The organism is Paenibacillus dokdonensis, assembly GCF_004916975.1.
Taxonomy (GTDB): domain Bacteria; phylum Bacillota; class Bacilli; order Paenibacillales; family Paenibacillaceae; genus Paenibacillus_AQ; species Paenibacillus_AQ dokdonensis.
The window spans coordinates 368,560-391,943 of record NZ_STGQ01000003.1 but is presented as its reverse complement, the minus strand read 5'-3'; the positions used below and the strand labels follow the sequence as shown (position 1 = coordinate 391,943).

Here is a 23,384-nt window from a genome sequence, read left to right as displayed (position 1 = left end):
TCCTTTATGTTATCCTGTATCCTTAGAGTCATTTGATGACCGCATGCCGAGAGGCTGCGGTTTTTTACTGGGAACATTTCAGGAAAGGGGCAGATCTGCATGCATCCTCAAATTATAGATATCGGTGTTAATTTAACCAATCGTTCGTTTCATAAGGATCGGGAAGAGGTCATCGCCCGGGCGGAAGGGGAAGGAGTAACCCCGCTCATCATTACCGGAACCAGTGTTGGAGGCAGTGAAGAAGCTGCGCTACTCGCCGGATTTTATCCCGGCAAGCTGTATGCTACAGCGGGTGTGCATCCGCATGATGTGAAGGAATGTACCGAGCATACCCTGGACAGGTTACGTGAGCTGGCCGCTCTGCCGCAGGTGGTGGCGATTGGCGAATGCGGTTTGGATTATAACCGGGATTTTTCGCCGCGGGACGTGCAGCGCCGTTGGTTCCGGGAGCAGGTTGTGCTTGCGGAAGAACTGGGGCTGCCGCTATTCTTACATGAGCGGGAAGCGCATTCTGATTTTGCCGCAATCATGCAAGAGCATCCGTCCATGGTGGCTAAATCGGTTGTTCACTGTTTTACAGGGACCGCTGACGAGCTTCATGCTTACCTTGAAATGGGCTTTCACATCGGGATCACCGGCTGGATTTGTGATGAACGGCGCGGACAGCATTTGCGTGAGCTCGTTAAGGATATTCCGCTGGACCGTCTCATGATCGAAACCGACGCTCCTTACCTCACCCCTAGAGACTTGCGGCCGAAGCCGAAGGATGGCCGGAACGAGCCTGCTTTCCTAGCGCATATCGTAAAAGTCATTGCTTCCTGTATGGGGCGGGAGCTGGAGGAAGTTGCTAGCCAAACGGTGCGCACGACCAAAGCCTTTTTTAACATAAACTAAGCTGCAAATCTTCATCGTATGAATTGGGTTAAAAAGACAGCCCTTTATGCCATTAAATATTTTGATGAATGTAATGGAATTTTTATTTTAAGATATATTCGTGTCCTCACCTCTGATGTATAATGGGGAGATGACACACAATGACATCATCTTCCATATTTTTTACGCAGGCGGGATGCAATTTTGAAATATTTTATAAAAAAGGGTCTGACTCTCCGGTTTACCATCAGTCTGCTCATCATCACGGCGATCTTGCTGACGATGCTGACGAGTATTACCTCTGCAGTGCAGGTTAACCGGTCATCCTTGATAAATAATTACTTGAACAAGAATGAATCATATGCAAAAAAACTGGCTTCCAATACGAATGAGCTCTTGATTACGATGCAGGAAAACATCCGTGCGATTGCCAAAATTTCTGAACGCGAGCAAGTCATTGATGTTCAATTATTCGATGATCTGTTTCAGGAAAATACCCAGTACTTTAATTCCATCGTGGTTGCTGATAACAACCGGATTATTCGCGCTCTTAGTCCGCGCACCATCGGAATCTCCATCGGCGACACGCTGACCTCTGAGCAGAGCAGAATGGCTGTGAATACGAAAAAGCCTTTTATTTCGGAGCCTTATCGTGCAACCACAGGGCGCTTAATCATACTGGTTTCCGCTCCGATTATTGATAAAAACGGTGATTACAAAGGATTTGTGGGCGGAACGATCTATCTGGAAGAAAAGAACGTGCTGAGCAACATGCTGAAGGAGCATTTTTTCGGCGATGGCTCTTATGTTTATGTGGTGGAAAAGAACGGTGACCTGATTTTTCATCCGGAAAAGAAGCGGATCGGACAATCTGTCGTTCATAATGAAGTGGTCCGGAAGGTTATTCAGGGCCAGAGTGGATCGCAGAGAGTGACGAATTCCGAAGGAAATCACTTTCTTGCAGGATACGCCTATGAGCAGAGCAGCTCGTGGGGAATTATTTCCCAGACACCGGCAGAGGTGATTGATAAGCCTCTCTATAATCTTGTCAAAAGAATGCTGCTCGTGTCGCTGCCCTTCCTGCTCCTGATCTTGCTGCTTGGCTGGTGGATTGCGAGCCGGATTGCGAAACCGCTCCATACGTTAGCCCAGTTTTCGGATGAGGCAACGCTCCGACCCGTCCCGGCTGAGAACATACCTGACATCCGTTCCTACTATTATGAAGTAAGATTGCTCTCACAAAGCGTAAAGATCGCCCTGCAGAGCATGAACCAGGATTTGACGCATCTGCGCAATGAGGTGAAAATTGACGAGCTGACCGGCCTTGCCAACCGCAGAGCCTTTGATGGCATGATGGCTGGATGGATGGAAAACAATATACCATTTGCTCTGATTCTGGTTGATATCGATCATTTCAAGCTTGTGAACGACACTTACGGCCATATTGTAGGCGATGATGTATTGCGTTATGTCGCCCGGATCATGCAGTTGATATTCTCTGAAGATGATGTGTGCTTCCGATATGGCGGCGAAGAATTCGGCATCCTGGTCAAACACTGCGGCCTTGGCAGAGCCAAGGATTTGGCGGATAAGCTGCGTGAACAGCTGGCCATGACCAAAAGCCCTACGGGCGCCTCGATTACGCTGTCAGCGGGCATTTCCGCATTTCCTGTGCAAGGACGCTCCGCGAAGCATCTGGTCAAGAAGGCGGATGATGCATTATATCAATCCAAGAAGGATGGCCGGAACCGCACAACGATTAGTAAAATAGATGTATAGAGCGATTTTAAGCGATAACTAGAAAGCCGCAGCCGAAGGGCTGCGGCTTTGATTTCAAACATAAACTTTCGGAATTGTGGAAATGAATCTTTTATGCTAAGATGGTAACAATTACAATGAACGGAGGGTTCGTGAAGCTATGTACATTAAATTCCGTTACTTCACTTTGTGCCGCTAATTGAATAGTGCTCAAAGGCTCTGCATTTGTGCAGGGCGAACGGGATTGGTCTGTATATCTTTGATGAACCCATAATTTAGAAAGCGTGCCGCCAGGGAGTCCAGGTGCGCAGGGTGCAGCTGGAGAGGGCTTTTGCCTCTCCATTGTTGTTTTCGGATATCTATAGCCGTTGCTTTTTTCGGCTTTCCAAGAAACCAACCGAAATAGAGCGTTGCCGCTGCAGCTTTTCTCCAAATCGCTGCAGACCGGCAGTCCGCCTTTATTTTCCGTTCGCTCTAACCACAGGTAGAGGCCTGCGGTTTTTTTGTTTTTCATTATAAAATAATAACGATATGTGGAGGTTCATATATGGAACTATTGGAACAATTGGAACAGCGCGCCGTATTGGTCGGCGTGAACCTGAATCATCAGCAGGACTTTGAATATTCGATGGAGGAGCTTGGCAACCTGGCGGATGCCTGCGGGGTTGAGGTGGTCGGACAGCTCACACAAAACATGGAGCGGGTCAACAAATCCCATTACATCGGCACAGGAAAAGTAGATGAACTCTCCGGCTTGTACAAAGGGCTTGAGGCCAATCTGATCATTTTTAATGATGAGCTGTCTCCATCGCAGCTGCGTAATCTGGAATCCGATCTGGATTGCAAGGTTATCGACCGGACGATACTTATCCTGGACATATTTGAAAAACGGGCGAAGACCCGCGAAGCCCAGCTTCAGGTTGAAGTGGCCCAGCTGCAGTATATGCTGCCGCGTCTAATCGGGCTTCGCGAGTCGCTGGGACGCCAAAGCGGCGGGGTGGGCACGAAAAACAAGGGTGCCGGTGAAACACGGCTGGAGCTGGATCGCCGCCGGATTGAAGAGAAGATTACAGCCTTGAACAAGGAGCTGGAATCACTCGTATTTCAGCGCCAGACGCAGCGAAAGCAGCGTAAAAAGAACGCACTGCCGGTTGTATCCCTGGTTGGATACACTAACGCCGGCAAATCAACGATTATGAATGCCATGATCGAGAAGTTTGGAGCAGCAGGGGGAAGCGGCGAGAAAACGGTATTTGAGAAAGATATGCTGTTTGCCACGCTGGAAACCTCTGTTCGGAACATTCAGCTTGAGGACAATAAGAGCTTCCTCCTAACCGATACCGTCGGCTTTGTCAGCAAGCTCCCGCATCATCTGGTTAAGGCTTTTCGTTCGACATTGGAAGAGGTCGCCGAGGCGGATTTACTCATTCATGTCGTGGATTATGCCAATGAGAAATACGGTCAGCTGATCCAAATCACGGAAAATACGCTCAAGGATATTGGCGTGACAGATATCCCTACGGTATTTGCCTATAACAAATGTGATCTTGCCGGACACATGATTCCCGAGGTTCAGGAGAACAGCATTTATTTGGCCGCCAAACCCCGAATCGGAATTGATGAGCTGATAAGCCTCATCCGGGGCTTTATTTTCAGGGATTATGTTCATTGTGATATGCTGATCCCCTATGACCAAGGCCAGGTGGTGTCGTATTTGAACGAGCACGCGGATATTAGGGCAACGGAGTATGAGAATGAAGGAACCCGATTAACACTCGAGTGCAGACAGATGGACTATGAGAAATACCGTGAGTTTGTCATTGAATAACCAGTCATTGTAATAAGCAGATCACAGGTCAGCTGTGAAGCCGTTCCGCTAAATGCGGGGCGGTTTTTTTTATATTTGCCAGGAAAAGATGTTCTCTCTAAGGTTGCGGAAGAGGTTTCTTCTCATGTGAATTGGGTAAGAAGTTTAAATAAACTTTGAATGTCACTGTTTGGCGGATAGTCAGCCTCCATCAGGGAATATTAGGCAGTGAATATGAGAGACAGCGAGGTGGAAGAAGCATGAAAATAATGCCTGAACAGCATGTGAAGCTGCATGGGTTCAATAATCTTACCAAATCCTTGGCCTTTAATATGTACGATATATGCTTTACCCGGACCAAGGAGGAACGTGAAGCTTACCTGGAATATATTGATGAACAATATAATGCGGACCGTCTCACGGCTATTCTGAAAAATGTATCGGACATCATTGGCGCACATGTACTGAATATAGCCAAGCAGGATTACGTGCCACAAGGCGCGAGTGTAACGATACTCGTCTCGGAAGGACCTGTGGTCGAAGTGCCTAAGGAATCCTATACGGAATCGCCGGGGCCTCTCCCGGACTCGGTCGTGATGGCCCTCGATAAGAGTCATATTACCGTTCATACTTATCCTGAATTTCATCCAGATGAAGGAATCAGCACCTTCCGTGCGGACATCGACGTATCGACCTGTGGCGAAATCTCACCACTCAAGGCGCTGAACTACCTGATCCATTCCTTTGATACGGATATTATGACGATCGACTACCGGGTTCGCGGATTTACGCGGGATATTAACGGTCACAAGCTGTTTATTGATCATGATATCAATTCGATTCAGAACTATATTCCGGACAATGTGAAGGATTCTTACGATATGATTGACGTGAATGTGTATCAGGAGCATATTTTTCATACCAAGTGTAAACTCAAGGAATTTGATCTGGACAACTATCTCTTCGGATACACCAAGGACAAGCTGAGCGATGAGGAGCAGGAGGAAATCACCGAACGGATTACGCAGGAGATGGACGAAATCTATTATGGGAAAAACATGAGCTGAGGGACTTTCCCCCGGCTCATTTTAATATGCTGATAAGTAGGTACATTCCATAAGTTACATGCGCCTTTGGTACGAGAGGTTCAGCCAATGGTCTGCATTTTCATAATGCTAGTGGTTACTTTTTCCTGATTTTTTTCCAGACACTGGATTAATAACTGCCAATCATGTTTAATTTTAGAAAAAGGGGTTAGAGAGGACTGATGGTTATTCGCAGGTTTATTCGGTCTATCGCTCTTATGATGACGATGATTTTGGTGTTGGGAGGTTGTCAAAGCGTGAGCAAAACGGAAAAGGCCAACCAGATGCAGGAGGCCAAGGAAATAGCACTCAAGTATTTCAAAAATGAGTATGACCTGGATGTGGAGATTACCAAACAGGAAAAATTAGCGGAATACATATCTCCGAAGATTATGATGGAAGGCCATGTGACCGATCACCCAGATGAAAGCTTCAATATATCGGTCGATTACGAAGACAAGAAAACAACCAATTTTGTGATGAGCCCCGAGCTTGAGAAGGCCATACGTGCCAAAGGGATCGATCCGTTTGCGAAGCAGGACAAACCGGAATAAGTCCATTTAGAAAAAACGCGAGGGAGGAGTACGATTGAGCAAGGCGCCAGAAGTTACGGATGAAATGTACCAAAAAATGTCGGACCTCGCTTACAACGATTTGAAAAAAGGAAGCAAGCCGAAGGAGCTCCCGGGCTGGGAAGTGCTTGAAAAGCCAGCCAATGATGATCATACGGGTTTTGACGCGGTTACCTTTTACAATCCTGACACCAAACAAGCCGTAATTGCCTATCGGGGGACGGAAGGTGGCAAAGGGTTGTCGGATTCCGTGCCGGACTATATCGCCGATGGTGGAATTGGCATCCGTGAGCTGGGGCGTAAGATTGATAAAAGCCTTGAGGTGAAGTACCCCTGGGATGATGCTGTGCAAAGCATCGAGGATAAGGTTGGCATCACCACGGTCAAGGACTGGGCCGGAGAAGTGGATCGGCAGCTGGATAAAACCTTTAACGGTGACAAACAGCTGTACCAGGCTGAAGATTACGCGAATGAGATGCAAAAAAAGCATAAGAATCTGGATTTTTCTTTGACGGGACACTCCCTTGGGGGTGGCAATGCACAGTATGCGGCCGCTTATACGGGATTATCTGCCGTTACATTCAGCGCGCCTTCCGTAATGGGCAGCCTGTCAGCATCGGCCAGGCGTAAGGCGGAGGCAGGTGAATATGATTCGCAAATCGTGAATTATGCCCATCCCGGCGATATTATTGCCAGCGGTACACTGGGCGGATATGACCGTCATGTAGGTTCGACCTACTATATTGACTCTAATTACAAGGATGCAAATGATGGTGTTAGCCTCATCGATAAAGCCAAAAATACGCTCGATGGGCCTTACTATCATGGTTTGAAACAATACAAGTTTGATGAAAACGGCTATATTAAAAATCCTCTGTATGACGATCAAACCGGGGAATTGGTGGATGGCGCACCTCGGATGCCGGCATCCTTCAGATTGATGGAAGACTTGGGAATGAATGCGTTTGGAAAGATGCAAAGGCTGGCTCAATTGGGAGCGATGATGGGCGGAGCGGGCAGCGGACTCATTCGGGTAACCCCCGAGGAGCTCAGCAGCGTCGCGGAGAAATGGAACCGGAATGCGCAGCAGATCAGCGCAGATATGCAGACCGTCAGATCCAAGCTGATGAATTATATGCATTCCAGCCACAGCCGCAGGCTGCAGCCGATGGTTGCACAGCTGGATGCCTCCATTTCGGAACTGACGCAGTGGCATGTCCAGCAAACAACGGAGTTTTTGGGCTTTATCAATAAGAAAGCGGAACAGTTCCAGCAAGCTGATGCGTCTAACAACGGGAAAATGATGGGATAAGAAGTGGAGGGAATGAATTGAACGGGGAAATCCTTGTAGAGCTGGATGATCTGCTGCAGGCGGAGCGTGAGCTGAGCTGGCTGCTGGGGCGTATTCAGTCCGATGAACAGGAGGCCAGAAGCCTCTATCACAGGCTGGATGATTGGAATGGTCAATCCGCGAATGTAACGCGCGGGCTCGTAGAGACTTTTTTCTCCGGCCTGGCGAACCGGGTTCATTCCATCGAGCAGCAGAAGGCGGAGCTGATCCGATACGTACAGCTAATGAAGCAGACGGATAGTATGAGGTAGTTCACAGGGACGCTGTATTCCTAATTGGAATATGGCGTTTTTTTATCGGATAAGAAAGGACTGCTTCCGTCAGGGGGAAACCTCCGGAAGCAGTCCTTTAGTATGTGGATGCACACAGATCGCCTTAGCGGAGAAGATGTACAGGTGCGAGAATATGTGAGATTGAAAAAATGATTAAATAATCCGTCTCCGCACCCAACCCGAAATCAGATCGGTCAAAATGATGAGCACGATAATCCCCAGCAAAATAATGCCAACCCGGTTCCAGTTGCGGACCTGAAGTGCAAAGATGAGCGGTGTACCGATACCGCCAGCACCAACCAGACCAAGCGTTGTCGCGGAGCGGATATTAATCTCGAACCGGTACAGCGAGTAGGATAGAAATTGGGGTATTACTTGCGGCAGCACAGCATAACGCAGTACCTGCAGCCGGTTTGCACCGCTCGCAATCAGAGCCTCCTGAGGGCCGCGGTCAATGGCTTCAATGGTCTCCGAATAAAGCTTGCCCAGCATGCCAACCGAATGGATACCGAGGGCAAGAACACCTGCGAAGGATCCGGGGCCAACCGCCTTAATGAACAGGATCGCAACGATAATCTCCGGAAATACGCGGATGATGCTCAGTACAATTTTACCGCTGCCCGATACCGCAAGCTGCCGGCTCATATTAGTAGAAGCCCAGAAAGCAAACGGAATACAGACCACAGCAGCAACAACCGTCCCGAGAATGGATATGACCAGTGTATCGAGCAGTCCCCGCAGCAAATCCTCTCCCTCCGCGATATAGACGAAGGACCAATCCGGATGCAAAAATCCCTGCAAAATGGATTTGGAGACGGTCCCGGCAGTCCCCTGAATACCCTCGAACTGCATGCCTTGAACCGACCAGTAGTAGACGATAATCACGAGTAAACCAATGAGTGCAAAACGTATACGTGAACGGAACACAGAGCCGGATGTTTTTCCGGTTATAGCAGAAGTCGCATTTTTCATAACAGTTTCCTCCGGATGATCGTACTGCCGTAATCAATGACCAGCACGATGACGAGCGTGAGCAGAATAATGACCGCAGCCCGGTCATAACGGAACAATCCGAGCGAGCGGTCCAGCAAAAGTCCGATACCGCCAGCTCCGACAAGCCCGAGCACGGCCGCTGCCCGTACATTGACTTCAAAAGTATAGAGCAGATAGGACATAAAGTACGGAAGCGCCTGAGGTACGACACCGAACATAATGATCTGCATCCGGTTTGCCCCGACAGCAGTCATGGCTTCCAGCGGACCGGGATCGATGGCTTCGATGGCCTCAAAGGTCAGCTTGGCGATGATACCAAATGAGAAGAAAACGAGCGCCAGCATACCGGCAAATGGCCCGATACCGAATACCGCGACGAAAATAGCAGCAAACAGCAAATCAGGGACGGTACGAACCAGATTCAGCACCATGCGGGCAGGGAACGAGACAAAGCGGCTTAAGCCCAGATTATACGCGCATAGCAGCGCAACCGGAATGGCAAGCAATCCGCCCAACGTCGTGCCAAGAATGGCGATCTGGACGGTTTCCAGCATCGGTGCCCAAATGGTGGGCAGGTAGCTCCAATCCGGCGGGAACATCTCCTGCAGCAGGATGCCCATTTGTGGCAGCCCTCTGATGAGCTGGTAAGGGGTTACCTCTGTCCGGACTGAACATGCAATCAGCACGGCAATGAGAACCAGCCACCCTGCATACTGTTTATATTTTCTTGGCGGGTTGAGGTCAGGGGCTGAAGGCTTCAAAGCAGCCGTTGAAATAGGCGTCTTCATCATGCGCCTCCCAGCAGCTCATCCTGAAGCACGGGACGGCCGTAGATTTCGGCAAAAGCTTCATCGGTTGCTTCCGCAGGTGTTCCGTCGAAGACCACCTCTCCGGCGCGGAGGCCGATAATCCGTGTCGCATATTCACGTGCCAGATCGATAAAGTGGAGATTGATTACCGTGGTAATATTCATATCCCGGTTGATCCGCTTCAAATCGTCCATCACCTGGCGTGTAGTAAGCGGGTCAAGAGAAGCGACAGGCTCATCAGCGAGGATGACCCTTGCTTCCTGCGCAAGCGCGCGGGCAATCGATACGCGCTGCTGCTGTCCACCTGACAGCTCATCGGCGCGGATATAGGCTTTTTCCCGGATATTAACACGCTGCAGCGCATCCAGGGACAGCTCCACATCTTCTTTAGGAAACCAGCCAAGCATGGTGCGGAGCGTAGAATGATAGCCGACCCTGCCGGATAGTACATTGCGCATGACGGTCGAACGTTTAATCAGATTGAAGCTCTGGAAAATCATGCCGATATCACGCCGGATATGGCGGATCTGGCTGCCGGAGGCATGGGTCACGGATTTGCCGCCGACTCTGATCTCTCCGGTGGAAATATCGGTTAAGCGGTTGATGCTTCGTAAAAAGGTGGATTTGCCTGCACCGGATAAACCGACGATGACGACAAGCTCCCCTTCCTGAATAGTGAGATTAATGTTGCGTAGTCCGACCGTTCCGTTCGGATAGACCTTGGATACTTTATCGAATTCAATCATGATCAAGCCCACTTTCTGTGAATGGTTTCCTAAGGAAGATTTTTCCGTGTCACCCGTAATGGGAAACAACACCGCCATAAAATATCATGGACGGTGCTGCCCCGGTTACTGCTTGGATTGTCAGGAGTGCATGATTACTTGATTTCTTGGCCTACTGCTTCTGCATATTCACGAACCGGATCGAAATTTTTGTCGTCACCGGCAACATAGCCCACATGTGTGTAGATGTCTTTGATGATTGCCGCGCCTTCAGCATCATTGGTGATATCGATGAAAGCTTGGCTGATTTTGTCTCTCCAGCTTTGGTCCATATCATTGCGTACGCTGACGGTGTCATTCGGGATTTTAGCGGTATAGTGAAGAACACGGGTCTTTTCAAATACGTCTGGAACGTCTTTTTTAACGGTATTACGGGCATCTTGGAAAACGGCGACAGCATCTACCTGACCGTTCAACAGTGCCATAATGGCGGCATCATGTCCTTTGATCGTTACGCCTTGCACGTCTTTGTCCGGATCAATGCCTTCTTTTTTCAGCTCAGCAGCCGGGAAGACATAGCCAGCTGAGGAAGTCACGTTCTGCCAGCCAATTTTCTTGCCCTTCAGATCCTTCAGGCTTTGAATTGGAGAGTCTTTTTTCACCACGATCATCGCTTTGTAAAAGTCGACTTTGTCCGTTGTATCTTCGCCGGTTTCATCCTTCACGCCATAGCGCTGTGCCTGAAGCAGCAGGTCGGCTGCTTTTTTCTTATCATGAGCCAGTACATAAGCATTTGGCGGCAGGAAGCCAACGTCAACCTGTTTGGAAGCCATCGCTTCAACGATCGTGTTATAGTCCGGCGATACGGTCACATGAACCGGAATGCCAAGCTTGTCTCCGAGCAGCTTTTCAAGCGGCTTGGTTTTGGCTTCGAGCGTATCCGCATTCTGGGAAGGCACAAACTGTACATTAAGCTCTTTCGGCACATATGCCGAAGATGCTGCTTCTGCGGTTCCGGATGCTGTGTCCCCGCCGCTCGTGCCGGCGTTTTTGGATCCGCAAGCTGCAAGACTGGCTGCGAGCGCTAAGGTCAAACTGATCGTGAGTACTTTTTTAAACATGATGGTCCCCTCCACGTACTTTTCTTTTTTTGGTCAGAGCTCACTTGCCTGACAGGAACGAGCGTAACATAGGCTTGAGAGACAAGGGTTAACGGAAAGGATTACTTTTGTTGATTCTACGTTAATTTTATGGAGGACCTAAATGGAGAATAAGCATTCAGCAGATGAAATGATGCATCCTTATATATGGAAGAAAAGCGATTATCAGGATTTTACGCTGGTTTAATGTTTGGGCGGTATAATGGGCGTAATTACGATAGATCGAGGAAAAAAGGGAGTGGTTACAGGTGAATGGCAATCAAAACGGATCAATGGTGAATAAGCAATCAGATGCTGACCCTACCATAATGCTGCGGATTATGTCGACGACGGATGTGCATGCATGTCTGATGGATTACGATTATTACCGGGATCAGCAGGATCCTTCCCTGGGATTGGTCCGTACGGCTTCTCTAATAAAGCAGGCAAGGGCTGAAGCGGTAAACAGCCTGCTTGTGGATAATGGAGATTTGATACAAGGCACCCCGATGGGGACATTTGCTGCACGTATAGACCCCTCTCGTCTTTCAGAAGGAGAACCATTCATTCACCCCGCCGTTCAAGTGATGAATGCGATGGGCTATGATGCGGCGACGTTTGGAAATCATGAATTCAATTATGGACTGGACTATTTGGATAGGGTAATCGAAGGTGCTGATTTTCCTTATGTCAACGCGAATGTGTATATAGATGAAAAAGGTAGTGACGGCGGTTATACGGTAAACCGTTATTTGCCTTATGTGATTTTGACCAAAACCTGTACGGATAGCTCCGGAATGCCGCATGATGTTCGCATCGGCTTCTTCGGATTGGTGCCTCCGCAGATTCTGGACTGGGATCAGACGCATTTGAAAGGCAAGGTGCAGGTGAAAGATATGGTGCTATCCGCATTGGAATGGGTTCCGCGAATGAAAGAGGAAGGTGCGGATATCATTATTGCTCTTGCCCATACGGGATTTGATGGCAATGTATCGCTGGTGGACCATAACGCTGAAAACGCGGTGCTGCCCCTCAGTCTGGTTCCGGGCATTGATGCCATCACCTTTTCCCACACGCATAAAATTTTTCCGGCTGCGGATTTTGCGTCCCTAAATCCAGCCTTCAAAGGAGAGCATGAGAGTCCGCTGCCTGCCATCCATCTGGAGGATGGAACTATTAACGGATTGCCGGCCGTGCAGGCCGGATATGGCGGTTCAATGCTTGGAATCATTGATTTGTCGCTACAGCAGCTGGATGGAAGATGGCAGGTGGTTCAAGGGAAGTCCATGATCCGCGATGTATATGATCGTCTTCATGGGAAGGAGCTTGCCGAGGCTGATCCGGAGATGGTGATAATGCTGCAAGAGGTGCATCAAAGTACGATCATGTACGCGAATGCCCCCATTGGCCGGGTCGAAGCTCCTTTGCACAGCTATTTTTCCCTGGTACAGGAGGACGCCTCCGTTCAGCTTCTGAATCATGCCCAGTGTGCTTATGCCCGCCGATGGCTGGCTTCTTCCGCACCGCATTTGCAGCATCTTCCCGTGCTCTCCGTCGGTTCACCGTTTAAGGCGGGACGGAACGGACCTAAGGAGTATGCGGATATTCCTGCAGGTCCTGTCGCCATCAAAAGCGCAACGGAGCTGTATTTATTCGACAATACCGTCAAGGGCGTTAAAATGACTGGTGCTGCAGTGAAGGATTGGTTAGAGATGAGTGCCGGCATATATAATCATATTGATCCGGATGAAACGCAGGAGCAGCCGCTGCTGAATCCGCTATTTGCGGTTTTTAATTTTGATGTGATCGGCGGCTTCACGTATCAAGTAGACGTTACCCGGCCTGCAAGATACAATCCGGACGGTACTCTGCATGACCCTTGTGTGCACAGAATTGTAAACCTTTGTTATCAGGGGGAACCGGTTGATCCACAGCAAGAATTTATCCTGGTATCGAGCAATTACCGCATATTCGGAGGCGGCAACTTCCCGGGTCTCCGGGAGGCAGAACTGGTACTGGACTCAGCCGATGAAAACCGCCAGGTACTAATTGATTATATTGCGGAGCAGGGATGTCTTGATGGACTTGCGGAGAAAAATTGGAGCTTCGTTCCTATTGCCAATCCGGTGAATATCACATTCACCTCTTCTCCGGATGCGGTTAAATATATAAAAGACTTCCCGCAGCTTGAGTATACAGGGCGGGTCAACGCGCAGGGCTACGGCATTTACAGGATCGATCTGTGCAGACAGGGAACAGAAGCCGCAGCATCTTCCAGAGAAAAGGTGCATCCATATTAAAATCCAAGAACTGACAGGTTGGACCGTTTATCATATATACAATAGTTAACATATCCCATTTTATAAAGAAAAGCAGAGGCTCAGGATGACCTGAGACCTCTGTATTTTTTTTACAAATATAAGGAAAAAGACGCTTATATGATCCCGTTTTCTATTATAAAATCCTACTACTATATCGCTGGAGGCGGTCTTATGAAAGTATTATAAGATTTTACAGATTCAGCTAATTGCAATAATAAAGGGATGCTACCTTTAAGGGGATCGTGACTTTTAAAAGAATGAAGGAGGAAATGAAAGGAATGAATATGGCCAATCATTTGAAAATACGTAACAGGAAGCTTGCTGGTTCCTTATTCGCACTCATTTTGATTTTATCCAGCGCATTTGGATACATGCCGGCGCAAGCCGCGGCTTCTGCGCTTACTGTGGCAGAGGCTCTTGCCAAGAACAACAGCGGAGAGACAGCTACGGTTGAAGGCTATATTGTCGGTGAGGTATACAATTCCAAGCTCATCTTCTCAGGTTTTCAGGATGACTTAAATGTATTGATCGCGGATTCATCGAGTGAAACCGATAAAAACAAGCTTATTGATGTTCAAGTGTCCGCGTCCTATCGCCCTTCTATTGGGCTGAAAGCGAACCCTGCTAATCTGGGCAAAAAGCTTCAGGTCACGGGAACGTTGGCTACATATAGCAGCATGTCCGGCATCAAGACGCCAACGGCGATGTCCGTGTCTGGCGAGTCTGGTGGAGGAGATCCAGGCACCGGCGGTGGTGGTACTCCGAATCCGGCAGATCCTGGCAGCGAAAATATCGGTGTTCCAACAACGCTTCCAGACGGCAGCGGCAAAAAGGTACTCTTTGACGAGACTCATGGCCAGACAGCAGGTGCTGCTGATTGGGTCATTGATGGCGCCTTTTCCGATTTTGCGGATGGTCTGAAAAAAGCGAATTTCCAGGTTGACGCGCTGCAAAGAACGCTTCCTATGAATGCACAATCCTATGATAATCCGACCATTACGCTCAGCAAGCTGAAGCAGTATGACGTGTTTATCATTGGTGAAGCTAATATTCCTTTTAAAGCTTCCGAACAGGACGCGATGCTGCAATACGTTAAGGAAGGCGGGAGTATCTTCTTTATCTCGGACCATTACAATTCCGACCGGAATCTTAACCGCTGGGATTCATCGGAGGTTATGAACGGCTACCGCCGCGGGGCTTTCGGTGATCCAGCCAAAGGCATGTCGACGGCAGAGGCAGCTTCCGGTGCAATGCAGGGCGTGACCAGCACGGATTGGCTGGGACAAAACTTCGGCGTCCGTTTCCGTTACAACTCTGTGGGTGATGTGACGAAGACGGATGCCGTGAAATATGATCAAACCTTCGGTATCACGGCAGGTGTTAATGACGTTGAAATGCACAGCGGCTCGACTATGGTGATTCTTGATCCGAAGCGGGTCAAGGGTGTAGTCTACCTGCCGAAAAACGTTCCTGGCTGGAGTAATGCCGTCGAAACCAGCGATAAGAAAAACTTTCCGAAAGGCGGCGTATACCAGAACGGCGGTGTTGAAGAAGGACCATACGCGGCTATATCCAAACTGGAAAAAGGCAAGGCGGCATTCATCGGAGATTCTTCGCCGGTAGAAGATTCAAGCCCGGCTTATGTACGCGAAGATAACGGCGGTAAGAAAACCACATTCGATGGATTTAAGGACGAGGGGCAGGATGGAGTTTTCCTGGTCCAAACCGTAGAATGGCTGGCTCAGCATGAGGATTACACGACTTTTGAAAATAAAGGAATCACGCTCGATTCGCCAACGCCGCTGCTCGGTACGCTTGAGGACCCGGCGACTTCGGCTGAAATTCCGGGTACGGAGCCATGGACAACACCGGCAGCCGGATACAAATGGTACGACCCTTCTACGTATAAAGCCGGATCCTATGGATCAGGGCAATCGGGTCCGGTCGTAACCATTCCCGAATTGACCACGATTGCCAGCGCCAGAACGGCGGCAGATAGCAGCTATGTAACGGTACAAGGCGTCATCACATCCGAACCGGGCGCATTTGGCGGAAACGGATTTTACCTGCAGGACGCTACTGCCGGCGTCTATGTATACCCGGGCAAGGCTACGGGATACCATGTCGGCGACAAGATCAAAATCACAGCCCAGAAAACTGTCTACAACTCTGAGGTGGAACTGATGAGTGAAGTACAGGTCTCCAAGCTGGATGACGGGGCTGACATTCCGGCACCGACACCTGTTGTTCAAGACGCTGTCAATGACAGCAACCAGGGCAAGCTGATTACCCTTAAGAACGTTACGGTTCGCAATTTTGCGACTGTGACCGGATCGCTTGAATTCGATCTGGTGAACGGAAGCACAACAAGCCGTGTGCGTGTGGACAGCCGTACAGGCGTGAACGCGGACACATTAAAGCAGTCGTTTCCGGAAGGAACGAATGTCGATATTACCGGTATTTCGTCTATCTTTAAAACAGCATATCAGCTTAAGCTGCTAAATCTGAGTGATATCCGCGTGGCTGCGACAGGATCAGAGAACCATTCTCCTGTTTTCACTGCAGTTAATCCTCAAACGGTGCAAGCGGGATCGGTTTTATCTTTTACAATCCATGCCGCGGATGCGGATCAGGATAGTCTTGTCTATTCAGCAGTTACGCTGCCTGAAGGGGCAAGCTTCAATGCTGCACTTCACAGTTTCTCATGGACACCGCAAGCGGAGGGCAGCTATACGGCTTCCTTCAAGGTTGAGGATGGCAAGGGCGGCAGCGACCTGTTGAATGTCGGTATTACCGTAACGGCAGCGAACGGCGGAGAAGCTGACGATACGGCGACGCTGACAGGCCCGGCTTCCGCCTATGCCGGATCACCGGTGGAACTGTCTGTAGGTACAGGCAAACTGACCAATGCATCCACAGCCTTGGATGTTACGATCCAATATGATCCTTCCAAATTTGCCTTTGAAACGGAAACGGATCAGGAAGGGAACCTTTCCCTGGCTGAAGATGCGGTGACTACGTCCCGGGAGGGGCTGAACCTACTGGCTACAGGCATCAAGCAGGAAGAAGGGCAGATTCGCCTCTTGCTGGCTACGACAGGAGAAGAACATGCGGTAAAGGACAGCGGAGAGCTGTTTAAGCTTCATGGCAAGCTCAAGACGGATGCATCCGGAACCGCGGATATGTCCTTGGTTTCATTCAAGGCGTCTTCGGAAAGCTCCTCGCAGGAGATTGCCGGCGGAGCAGATGCCGTTCATATTCAGGTCATATCCGCTGACCGAAGCGCACTACTCACAGCCATTCAGGATGCGCAGAAGCTGGCCGACCAATCGATTACCGGAACAGAGCCGGGACAATACCCTGCTGCAGCGAAGGCCGACCTGCTGGCAGCCATTCAAGCGGCAAATGTGGTATACGGCAATGCATCCTCATCCCAGGAACAGATCAATTCGGTACTGGCGGCTTTGACGCAAGCTGTGAATACATTTAGAAACGCCGTCATTCCGGTTCCATCCGTTCCAACGGACAAAACAGCATTAACGTCCACGATCACCACTGCCCAAAGCCTGTATGACAAGGCAGTCGCGGGTGACAAGATCGGGCAATATCCGGCCGCAGCCAAGTCAGCACTGCAAAATGCGATTCAGTCGGCCGTATCGGTTAAAAACGATGCTTCCGCTACCCAGTCGCAGGTGGATACGGCGGTTTCCGCGCTGAGCAGCGCAGTGGCAAGCTTCCAGTCCAAGCTGATTACGCTGGTGCCGGGCGCAGGTAAAATCTCGGTTCAGGACCTCTCCATCATGGCTAAATATTTTGGCATCAAATCGACCGATAGCAACTGGAGCCGCGTAGCACAGGCCGATCTCTTCAATGAGGGTGAAGTTTCAATACGTGCACTGGCTGCTGTAGCTCAAATGATTATCGGAGACTGGTACACCAAATAAGCATGGATTAACATTTTCTGAAAAAATGGATCGCAGGACGCAGCTTAAGGCTGTTTCCTGCGATTTGCATTCTGAAAGGAAGAGTACTAATGCTGAAAAAATTCGCCGAAATATTCGGTTTAGTGATGATACTCGGATGGCTCGCTTCGGGAACACCTGCTTTGGCAGCTGATGCTGATCCTTCCATCTCTTTAAAGTCTACTTCCAGCGGAAGCGAAGTTACGATCGTTGTGACCGGTGAGCATCTTAAAGATTTATACGCCTACGATTTCATACTGACTTATAATGCACAGAAGCTTGCCTATCAAAGCGCCACTTCAGGAGCTAGCGGCTTTTCCATTGATCCGATCGTCAAAAATAGCGACATCCGGATTGCACATACCAAGGTTGGCAAAATTGCTGGGGATAACGGAACGCTTCAACTGGCTGTCGTCAAGTTTAAGAGGCTGCAGACCGGAGCTGCGCAGCTGTCCATCCATGATGTCAAGCTGGTGGATTCGAAGCTGAACACAGCAGGAACGAATGTCAAAGCCGCATTTACCGTCGAGGAAGGCTCAACATCCACCGAAGTCACTCTGAAAGATATCAACGGTCATTGGGCACAAGATGCTATCATTCAAGCGGTGCAGCAGGGCTGGATTACTGGATATTCGAATGGCATATTCCTTCCGAACAAGGAAGTAACGCGGGCTGAGTTTGCAGCGATGCTGATCCGGGCCATAGGAACCGACGGGGGCACCCATCAGCCGCTGCAGTTTACGGATGCTAAGCAGATTCCAGCATGGGCACTCGTTTATGTAGAAGATGCAGTCGGCCGCAGCATCATGAACGGTTATGAAAATGGTGCATTTGGGCCCAACAAGCTTATTACTCGTGCTGAAATGGCAGCTATGGCCATCCGTTCGCTGAATGCGGCTGAAGTCGCAAAAGACTCCAGCAAGCTGAGCTTTGCTGACAGCAGCCTCATCCCTGCCTGGGCCAAGCCATATGCTGCGGAGGCGGCGCAGAAAGGCATTATGAACGGAAGAAGCGGCAATCTGTTTGCGCCTAGTGCCCACGCGACTCGCGCGGAAGCGGTTGTAGTTATTCTGGCTTTGCTGCAGCAAAAATAAGTCCGATCGAATGTTTCTATAAGATGGAAAAAAATCCTTATTGAAATAATCCGACACCGGAGCTATGATATGTGCTATACTATCGTAAGTAACCAATGTGATGGCTTTAACATACGATGATGTGAAATCATGGTATGATCTGCATAACAAATACTAAAAATATGAATATGGATCTTCGGGGTAAGGTGAAATTCCTGACCGGCGGTGAACGTCCTTTGCGATTGAAGCAGACAGACGTCAAGCCCGCGACTCGCTGTTTTGTGGTTAGAAGCAGCGACTGACCTGGTGAGATTCCAGGGCCGACGGTAAAGTCCGGATGGGAGAAGATCAAAAAGATAGGTTTGTTCGAAATTTTACAATTTCGACAGGCTTATTTGATCAACCCCCGCCTTTGTCGATGTATGTCGATGAGCGGGGGTTTTCCAATGTTGACTCCGTATTCAGGCAAGGGGATCAAGAAAATGGAAAACGTAGGCAGCAAGATTAAGTTGAATCCCGCCGTGCGCAAGCAGGCGGATCGGCCGAGAACCGGCTTTTGGCTGGTAGTTCTCGGTGCGGCATTATGGGGAGCAGATCCGCTCTTTCGCATTATTCTGCTTCGGGAGCATATCACTCCGACGCAGATTGTATTACTGGAGCATGTGGTGATTGCTTTGTTTGTCTTCCCTGTTCTCTGGAAACATCGTTCCGAAATGAGAGGTCTCAAGCTGCGCCATATCGGTGCTCTGCTGTTCCTGTCATGGGGTGGCTCGGCCATTGCAACGATACTGTTTACCTTGGGGTTGACCCACGGGAATTTGAATGCCGTATTGCTGCTTCAAAAGCTGCAGCCGATATTCGCCATTTTGATGGCACGCATGCTGTTGAAGGAAAAGCTGCCGAATCAGTTCGGATGGCTGTTGGTTTTGGCTTTGGGAGGCACATACCTGCTGACCTTCGGATTTACATTCCCATTCGGACATTTGAATGAATTCGTGAAAGTGGGAAGCCTGCTCTCCCTTGGTGCGGCGGCACTCTGGGGCGGCTCTACTGTAATGGGGAGATTGATGGTGGGTAAAATGGAGTACGAGACTGTAACCTCACTCCGGTTTATTCTGGCTTTGCCGCTGCTGATTGGTATTACCCTCAATCAAGGCGATCCTTGGCAGATTCCAACGGGGGCGGGACCTCTTGCTGCAGTATCAATCAATCTGCTGGGTCAGGCGCTGCTTCCGGGACTGTTTAGCCTGCTCGTCTATTATAAAGGTTTGACTACGACCAAAGCTTCGGTAGCTACGCTCGCGGAACTGAGTTTCCCGATGGTAGGCGTGCTCATCAACTGGATTGTATTTAATGAAGTCGTGACCATAGCCCAGGCTTGCGGGTTTGTGCTGATCTGGGCCGCATTGTTCGCTATTTCGCGCAGAAGCGCAGCGTAAAACCGTCTATATCTATTCTTGCTTAAAAAGGTCGCCCTTACTGTTGGGGCGGCCTTTTCTGCGCTTGCTCAAACCATGGAAATGCTAGATCACGAGACTTGCTAGAATGCTAAAAATATTTCAGTCATGATTTACAGGAGGCGACATACATTTTTACAAGAAAGCGCTTGCAGAATACGTTTTAGATTCTGCACAACTTCCAATATGAGGTTGTGAATGTGATGAATGGAGGAATTCACATGAAGCTGAAAATTGCTTCCAAGCCGCTGGTCGCATTGTTTATGGCAGCGGTTCTCATCGCAGGCTGTGAAAGCGTGCAGCCGCCATCGGCAACGGAAACACCGAAGACACAGGATGAGAATAAGACACCGGCAGATACGACAACGAAAGAACCGGCCAAGGAGCCTGCGGCTGAACCGGCCAAGGGAGACGCTAAGGAAACTCCGAGAAATGAAACGCTATACATTAATGGCCTGCAGTGGGGAGCACCAACGAACTTCAATCTGCTGAGCGGCAATCCGGCATTCCCGATTAACTATGGCAACTCCAGAGAACTTGTGTATGAGACCCTCTTTATGATCAACGAGCTGGATGGCGCGCTTGAGCCGCTGCTAGGCAGCAAGTATGAATGGAAGGACGATACGCTGCATGTAGAGCTGAACAAGGATGCCAAGTGGAGTGACGGTCAGCCGTTTACTGCGGATGATGTTGTGTACACCTATCAGCTCGGCAAGAAATATGACATCAACTGGAGCAGCTACTGGACCTATATTTCCGATGTCACGGCTGATGGTGCAAATGCTGTCAATATTAAGCTGAACAAGGATAACCCGAATAAACTGACCGTTCTGGACAGCATTGAACTTATTCCCATGCTGCCGAAGCATATCTGGGAGGAAATCGAAAAGAAATCGAATAATGATCTAACTGCCATCCGCAAGGAAGTGAATGCGGATCCGGTCGGCACAGGTCCGTATAAAATGTACTTCTACAACGATCAGAAGATCACAATTGCCAGAGACGACAATTATTGGGGAAAATCGCTGTTTGGCAAACTGCCGGCTCCTAAATATATTACGCATGTGATTTATAAGGATAACGCTGCCGGAGACCTGGCATTCAAGAGCGGTCAGGTAGATGTGTCGCAGCAGTTCATTCCGCAGGTGTGGAATATGTGGAAGAATGGGGAGCCGATCAAGACTTACCTGAAGGATGCTCCGTACTATGTACCGGGCTCCATGCCATCCATCTTCTTTAATCTGTCCCAGAAAGGACTCGATAATGCCGATGTCCGCCGCGCGATTGCGATGAGCATCGATTACAAGAAAATTTCAGATCTCGCGATGAGCGGCTATTCGGCAGCCATGGAGCCTTCACTGACGCTGAATACCGATGCGGAATCGAAATATGTGGATAAGGGTGCCATCAAATCGCTTCAATGGACCACCGATGTGAAAGCAGCAAACGAGCTGCTCGACAAAATTGGAGCGAAGAAGGGCAAGGATGGTATTCGTGTGCTGAACGGCACCCGGCTCGGGCCATTTGAAGTGGAATGTCCTTACGGATGGTCCGACTGGAACGCGGCACTGGAAATCGTCGCTCAAAGTGCCAAAGCAATCGGCATCGAGATCCGTACCAAATTCCCTGAAGCACCGGTATGGACCAATGATCTGCAAACCGGAAAATTCGATATTATCATGAACACGCCTGCAGGCAGCGTTAACCCAAGCCAGCCATGGAACCGTGCCATGACCATCATGTACTCCAAAGGTGTAGCTCCTATGGGCGAGATGGCTTTCTGGAACTGGGGACGTTATAAAAATGAAAAGGCCGATCAAATTATTGATAAAATCCCGACCGTCACGGATGAGACGGAGCTGAAATCCCTCTATACCGATCTGACGAAAATCTGGTTGACAGATATTCCTTCTGTACCGTTGATGTATCGCCCATGGGTATTCCATACCGTGAATGAGTCTGTATGGAAAGGCTTCCCTGTTGATGGGGACGGCAGTAATATTCCTCCGCAAATTGCCATGGATGGTGCGGGCGTTCGGGCATTGTACCAAATCCATAACTAATTGCTGTTAGCCTGCATTTGGGAAGCATACACCTGCCGCCCCTTATGCAGGCTCTCTTTCACTGGCTGCATGATTATCCATATTCTGCCGGACCGTCCGAAGGGGGGAGCTTCTTGAACGCCTATTCGAGATATTTTATCAAAAAGCTGTTTTGGTATCTGTTGACGCTGGTGATCGCCATCGCGCTTAACTTTTTCCTGCCCCGTATGATTGAAGGGAATCCAGTAAGTATTATTGTGTCGCAAATGTCCCAAGGCATGACGGACAGCGACACGATTAAGCGCGTATATGAGACCTTTATGAAGGAGTTCGGCATCGACAAGCCGCTGTGGGAACAGTTTGTGATCTATATTAAGAACCTGTTTACAGGTGACCTTGGAACTTCATTTGGCCTCTATCCGAAAAAAGTAACGGACATATTGGCTTCCGCCATACCCTGGACAATTGGTCTGCAGCTGCCTGCCATTCTGGTTGGCTGGATTCTGGGGAATGTTCTCGGAGCGGTTGCCGCTTACAAAAAGGGTGTGTTTGATAAAGCTATCTTTCCTGTGGCACTGTTTATCAACTCGATTCCCTTTTTTACGCTCGCGATTATTATGCTGTATCTGTTTGCGCTCTCACTGGGCTGGTTTCCGCTGTCTGGAGGTTATGATTTTCAGAAGATTCCAAGCCTCAGCTTCGACTTTATTGGCTCGGTCATCCGGCATCATACGCTGCCGTTTCTATCGATCGTGCTGGTGACGATCGGCGGGCAGGCCATCGGGATGCGTGAAATGTCCATCTATGAGCTGAATGCTGATTATGTATTGTACGCGAAGCTGCTCGGCATTCGGGATTCGAAGATCGCAAGATATGTGTTCCGCAATGCCATGCTTCCGCAAATCACGGGACTTGCTCTCTCCATCGGCACCATGGTGGGCGGGTCGCTCATTTGTGAAATTGTCTTCAGCTATCCGGGACTTGGCACCTGGATGTTTACGGCGATCCGCCAGCTGGATTATCCGTTAATCTCCGGCTGTACGCTTTTGATTGCCGTGACGGTACTTCTGGCCAATTTCACTATCGATATGATCTATGGCCTGATTGATCCAAGAATTAAAGCTGCGCAAATGGAGGAAGAGTAA

General features: G+C 49.3%; 17 protein-coding genes and 1 riboswitch. Of the genes, 13 read left to right on the top strand and 4 right to left on the bottom strand.

Going from position 1 to position 23,384, the window contains the following annotated elements:
• Window positions 1-99: 99 nt before the first annotated feature.
• From E6W40_RS26155 to E6W40_RS26120, 7 genes are all read left to right on the top strand, one after another.
• Window positions 100-894, top strand: coding sequence for a TatD family hydrolase (locus E6W40_RS26155; RefSeq protein ID WP_136608545.1), 795 nt, complete (start codon window positions 100-102; stop codon window positions 892-894).
• Window positions 895-1,077: 183 nt separating this feature from the next.
• The gene (locus tag E6W40_RS26150; protein WP_246073199.1) at window positions 1,078-2,652 is read left to right on the top strand and encodes a sensor domain-containing diguanylate cyclase; all 1,575 of its coding nucleotides are present in this window, start codon (window positions 1,078-1,080) and stop codon (window positions 2,650-2,652) included.
• A 535-nt stretch (window positions 2,653-3,187) separates the two neighbouring features.
• A complete protein-coding gene (hflX, locus tag E6W40_RS26140; protein ID WP_136608911.1) occupies window positions 3,188-4,459 on the top strand; it encodes a GTPase HflX in 1,272 nt (423 codons plus the stop codon).
• A 239-nt stretch (window positions 4,460-4,698) separates the two neighbouring features.
• On the top strand, window positions 4,699-5,505 hold the full coding sequence (gene speD / locus E6W40_RS26135) for an adenosylmethionine decarboxylase (protein WP_136608543.1): 807 nt from the start codon (window positions 4,699-4,701) through the stop codon (window positions 5,503-5,505).
• A 275-nt stretch (window positions 5,506-5,780) separates the two neighbouring features.
• Window positions 5,781-6,077 (top strand): hypothetical protein, encoded by a 297-nt coding sequence (locus E6W40_RS26130; protein WP_246073198.1) that lies wholly within the window; start codon window positions 5,781-5,783, stop codon window positions 6,075-6,077.
• A 34-nt stretch (window positions 6,078-6,111) separates the two neighbouring features.
• Entirely contained in the window at window positions 6,112-7,407 is a 1,296-nt protein-coding gene (locus E6W40_RS26125; protein ID WP_246073197.1) for a Tle-like phospholipase domain-containing protein, read from the top strand.
• A 17-nt stretch (window positions 7,408-7,424) separates the two neighbouring features.
• Window positions 7,425-7,697: a hypothetical protein gene (locus E6W40_RS26120; RefSeq protein ID WP_136608542.1), complete on the top strand. Its 273-nt coding sequence runs from the start codon at window positions 7,425-7,427 to the stop codon at window positions 7,695-7,697.
• Between the two features lie 174 nt (window positions 7,698-7,871).
• Here E6W40_RS26120 and phnE (E6W40_RS26115) read toward each other — a convergent pair whose 3' ends face one another.
• The 4 genes from phnE (E6W40_RS26115) to E6W40_RS26100 form a co-directional block, all read right to left on the bottom strand.
• Window positions 7,872-8,690 (bottom strand): phosphonate ABC transporter, permease protein PhnE, encoded by an 819-nt coding sequence (gene phnE, locus E6W40_RS26115; protein WP_136608541.1) that lies wholly within the window; start codon window positions 8,688-8,690, stop codon window positions 7,872-7,874.
• A complete protein-coding gene (gene phnE / locus E6W40_RS26110; RefSeq protein WP_136608540.1) occupies window positions 8,687-9,499 on the bottom strand; it encodes a phosphonate ABC transporter, permease protein PhnE in 813 nt (270 codons plus the stop codon). The genes phnE (E6W40_RS26115) and phnE (E6W40_RS26110) overlap by 4 nt, the downstream gene beginning before the upstream one ends.
• Window positions 9,499-10,266, bottom strand: coding sequence for a phosphonate ABC transporter ATP-binding protein (phnC, locus tag E6W40_RS26105; RefSeq protein WP_136608539.1), 768 nt, complete (start codon window positions 10,264-10,266; stop codon window positions 9,499-9,501). Before phnC ends, phnE (E6W40_RS26110) begins: the two co-directional genes overlap by 1 nt.
• A 134-nt stretch (window positions 10,267-10,400) precedes the next feature.
• Window positions 10,401-11,366, bottom strand: a complete 966-nt coding sequence (locus E6W40_RS26100; RefSeq protein WP_136608538.1) for a phosphate/phosphite/phosphonate ABC transporter substrate-binding protein — start codon at window positions 11,364-11,366, stop codon at window positions 10,401-10,403.
• 287 nt (window positions 11,367-11,653) lie between these two features.
• Here E6W40_RS26100 and E6W40_RS26095 point away from each other — a divergent pair, with 287 nt between their 5' ends.
• The 6 genes from E6W40_RS26095 (at window position 11,654) to E6W40_RS26070 (ending at window position 23,384) form a co-directional block, all read left to right on the top strand.
• Entirely contained in the window at window positions 11,654-13,684 is a 2,031-nt protein-coding gene (locus E6W40_RS26095) for a bifunctional 2',3'-cyclic-nucleotide 2'-phosphodiesterase/3'-nucleotidase (protein WP_246073196.1), read from the top strand.
• 305 nt (window positions 13,685-13,989) lie between these two features.
• On the top strand, window positions 13,990-17,649 hold the full coding sequence (locus tag E6W40_RS29645) for a DUF6359 domain-containing protein (RefSeq protein ID WP_425464968.1): 3,660 nt from the start codon (window positions 13,990-13,992) through the stop codon (window positions 17,647-17,649).
• A gap of 89 nt (window positions 17,650-17,738) precedes the next feature.
• A complete protein-coding gene (locus E6W40_RS26085) occupies window positions 17,739-18,761 on the top strand; it encodes an S-layer homology domain-containing protein (protein ID WP_136608537.1) in 1,023 nt (340 codons plus the stop codon).
• 167 nt (window positions 18,762-18,928) lie between these two features.
• Window positions 18,929-19,093: riboswitch (FMN riboswitch) on the top strand.
• Between the two features lie 129 nt (window positions 19,094-19,222).
• Complete coding sequence (locus tag E6W40_RS26080; protein WP_136608907.1) at window positions 19,223-20,179, top strand: DMT family transporter; 957 nt, start codon at window positions 19,223-19,225, stop codon at window positions 20,177-20,179.
• A gap of 239 nt (window positions 20,180-20,418) precedes the next feature.
• On the top strand, window positions 20,419-22,260 hold the full coding sequence (locus tag E6W40_RS26075; RefSeq protein WP_136608536.1) for an ABC transporter substrate-binding protein: 1,842 nt from the start codon (window positions 20,419-20,421) through the stop codon (window positions 22,258-22,260).
• Between the two features lie 113 nt (window positions 22,261-22,373).
• Window positions 22,374-23,384: an ABC transporter permease gene (locus E6W40_RS26070; protein ID WP_136608535.1), complete on the top strand. Its 1,011-nt coding sequence runs from the start codon at window positions 22,374-22,376 to the stop codon at window positions 23,382-23,384.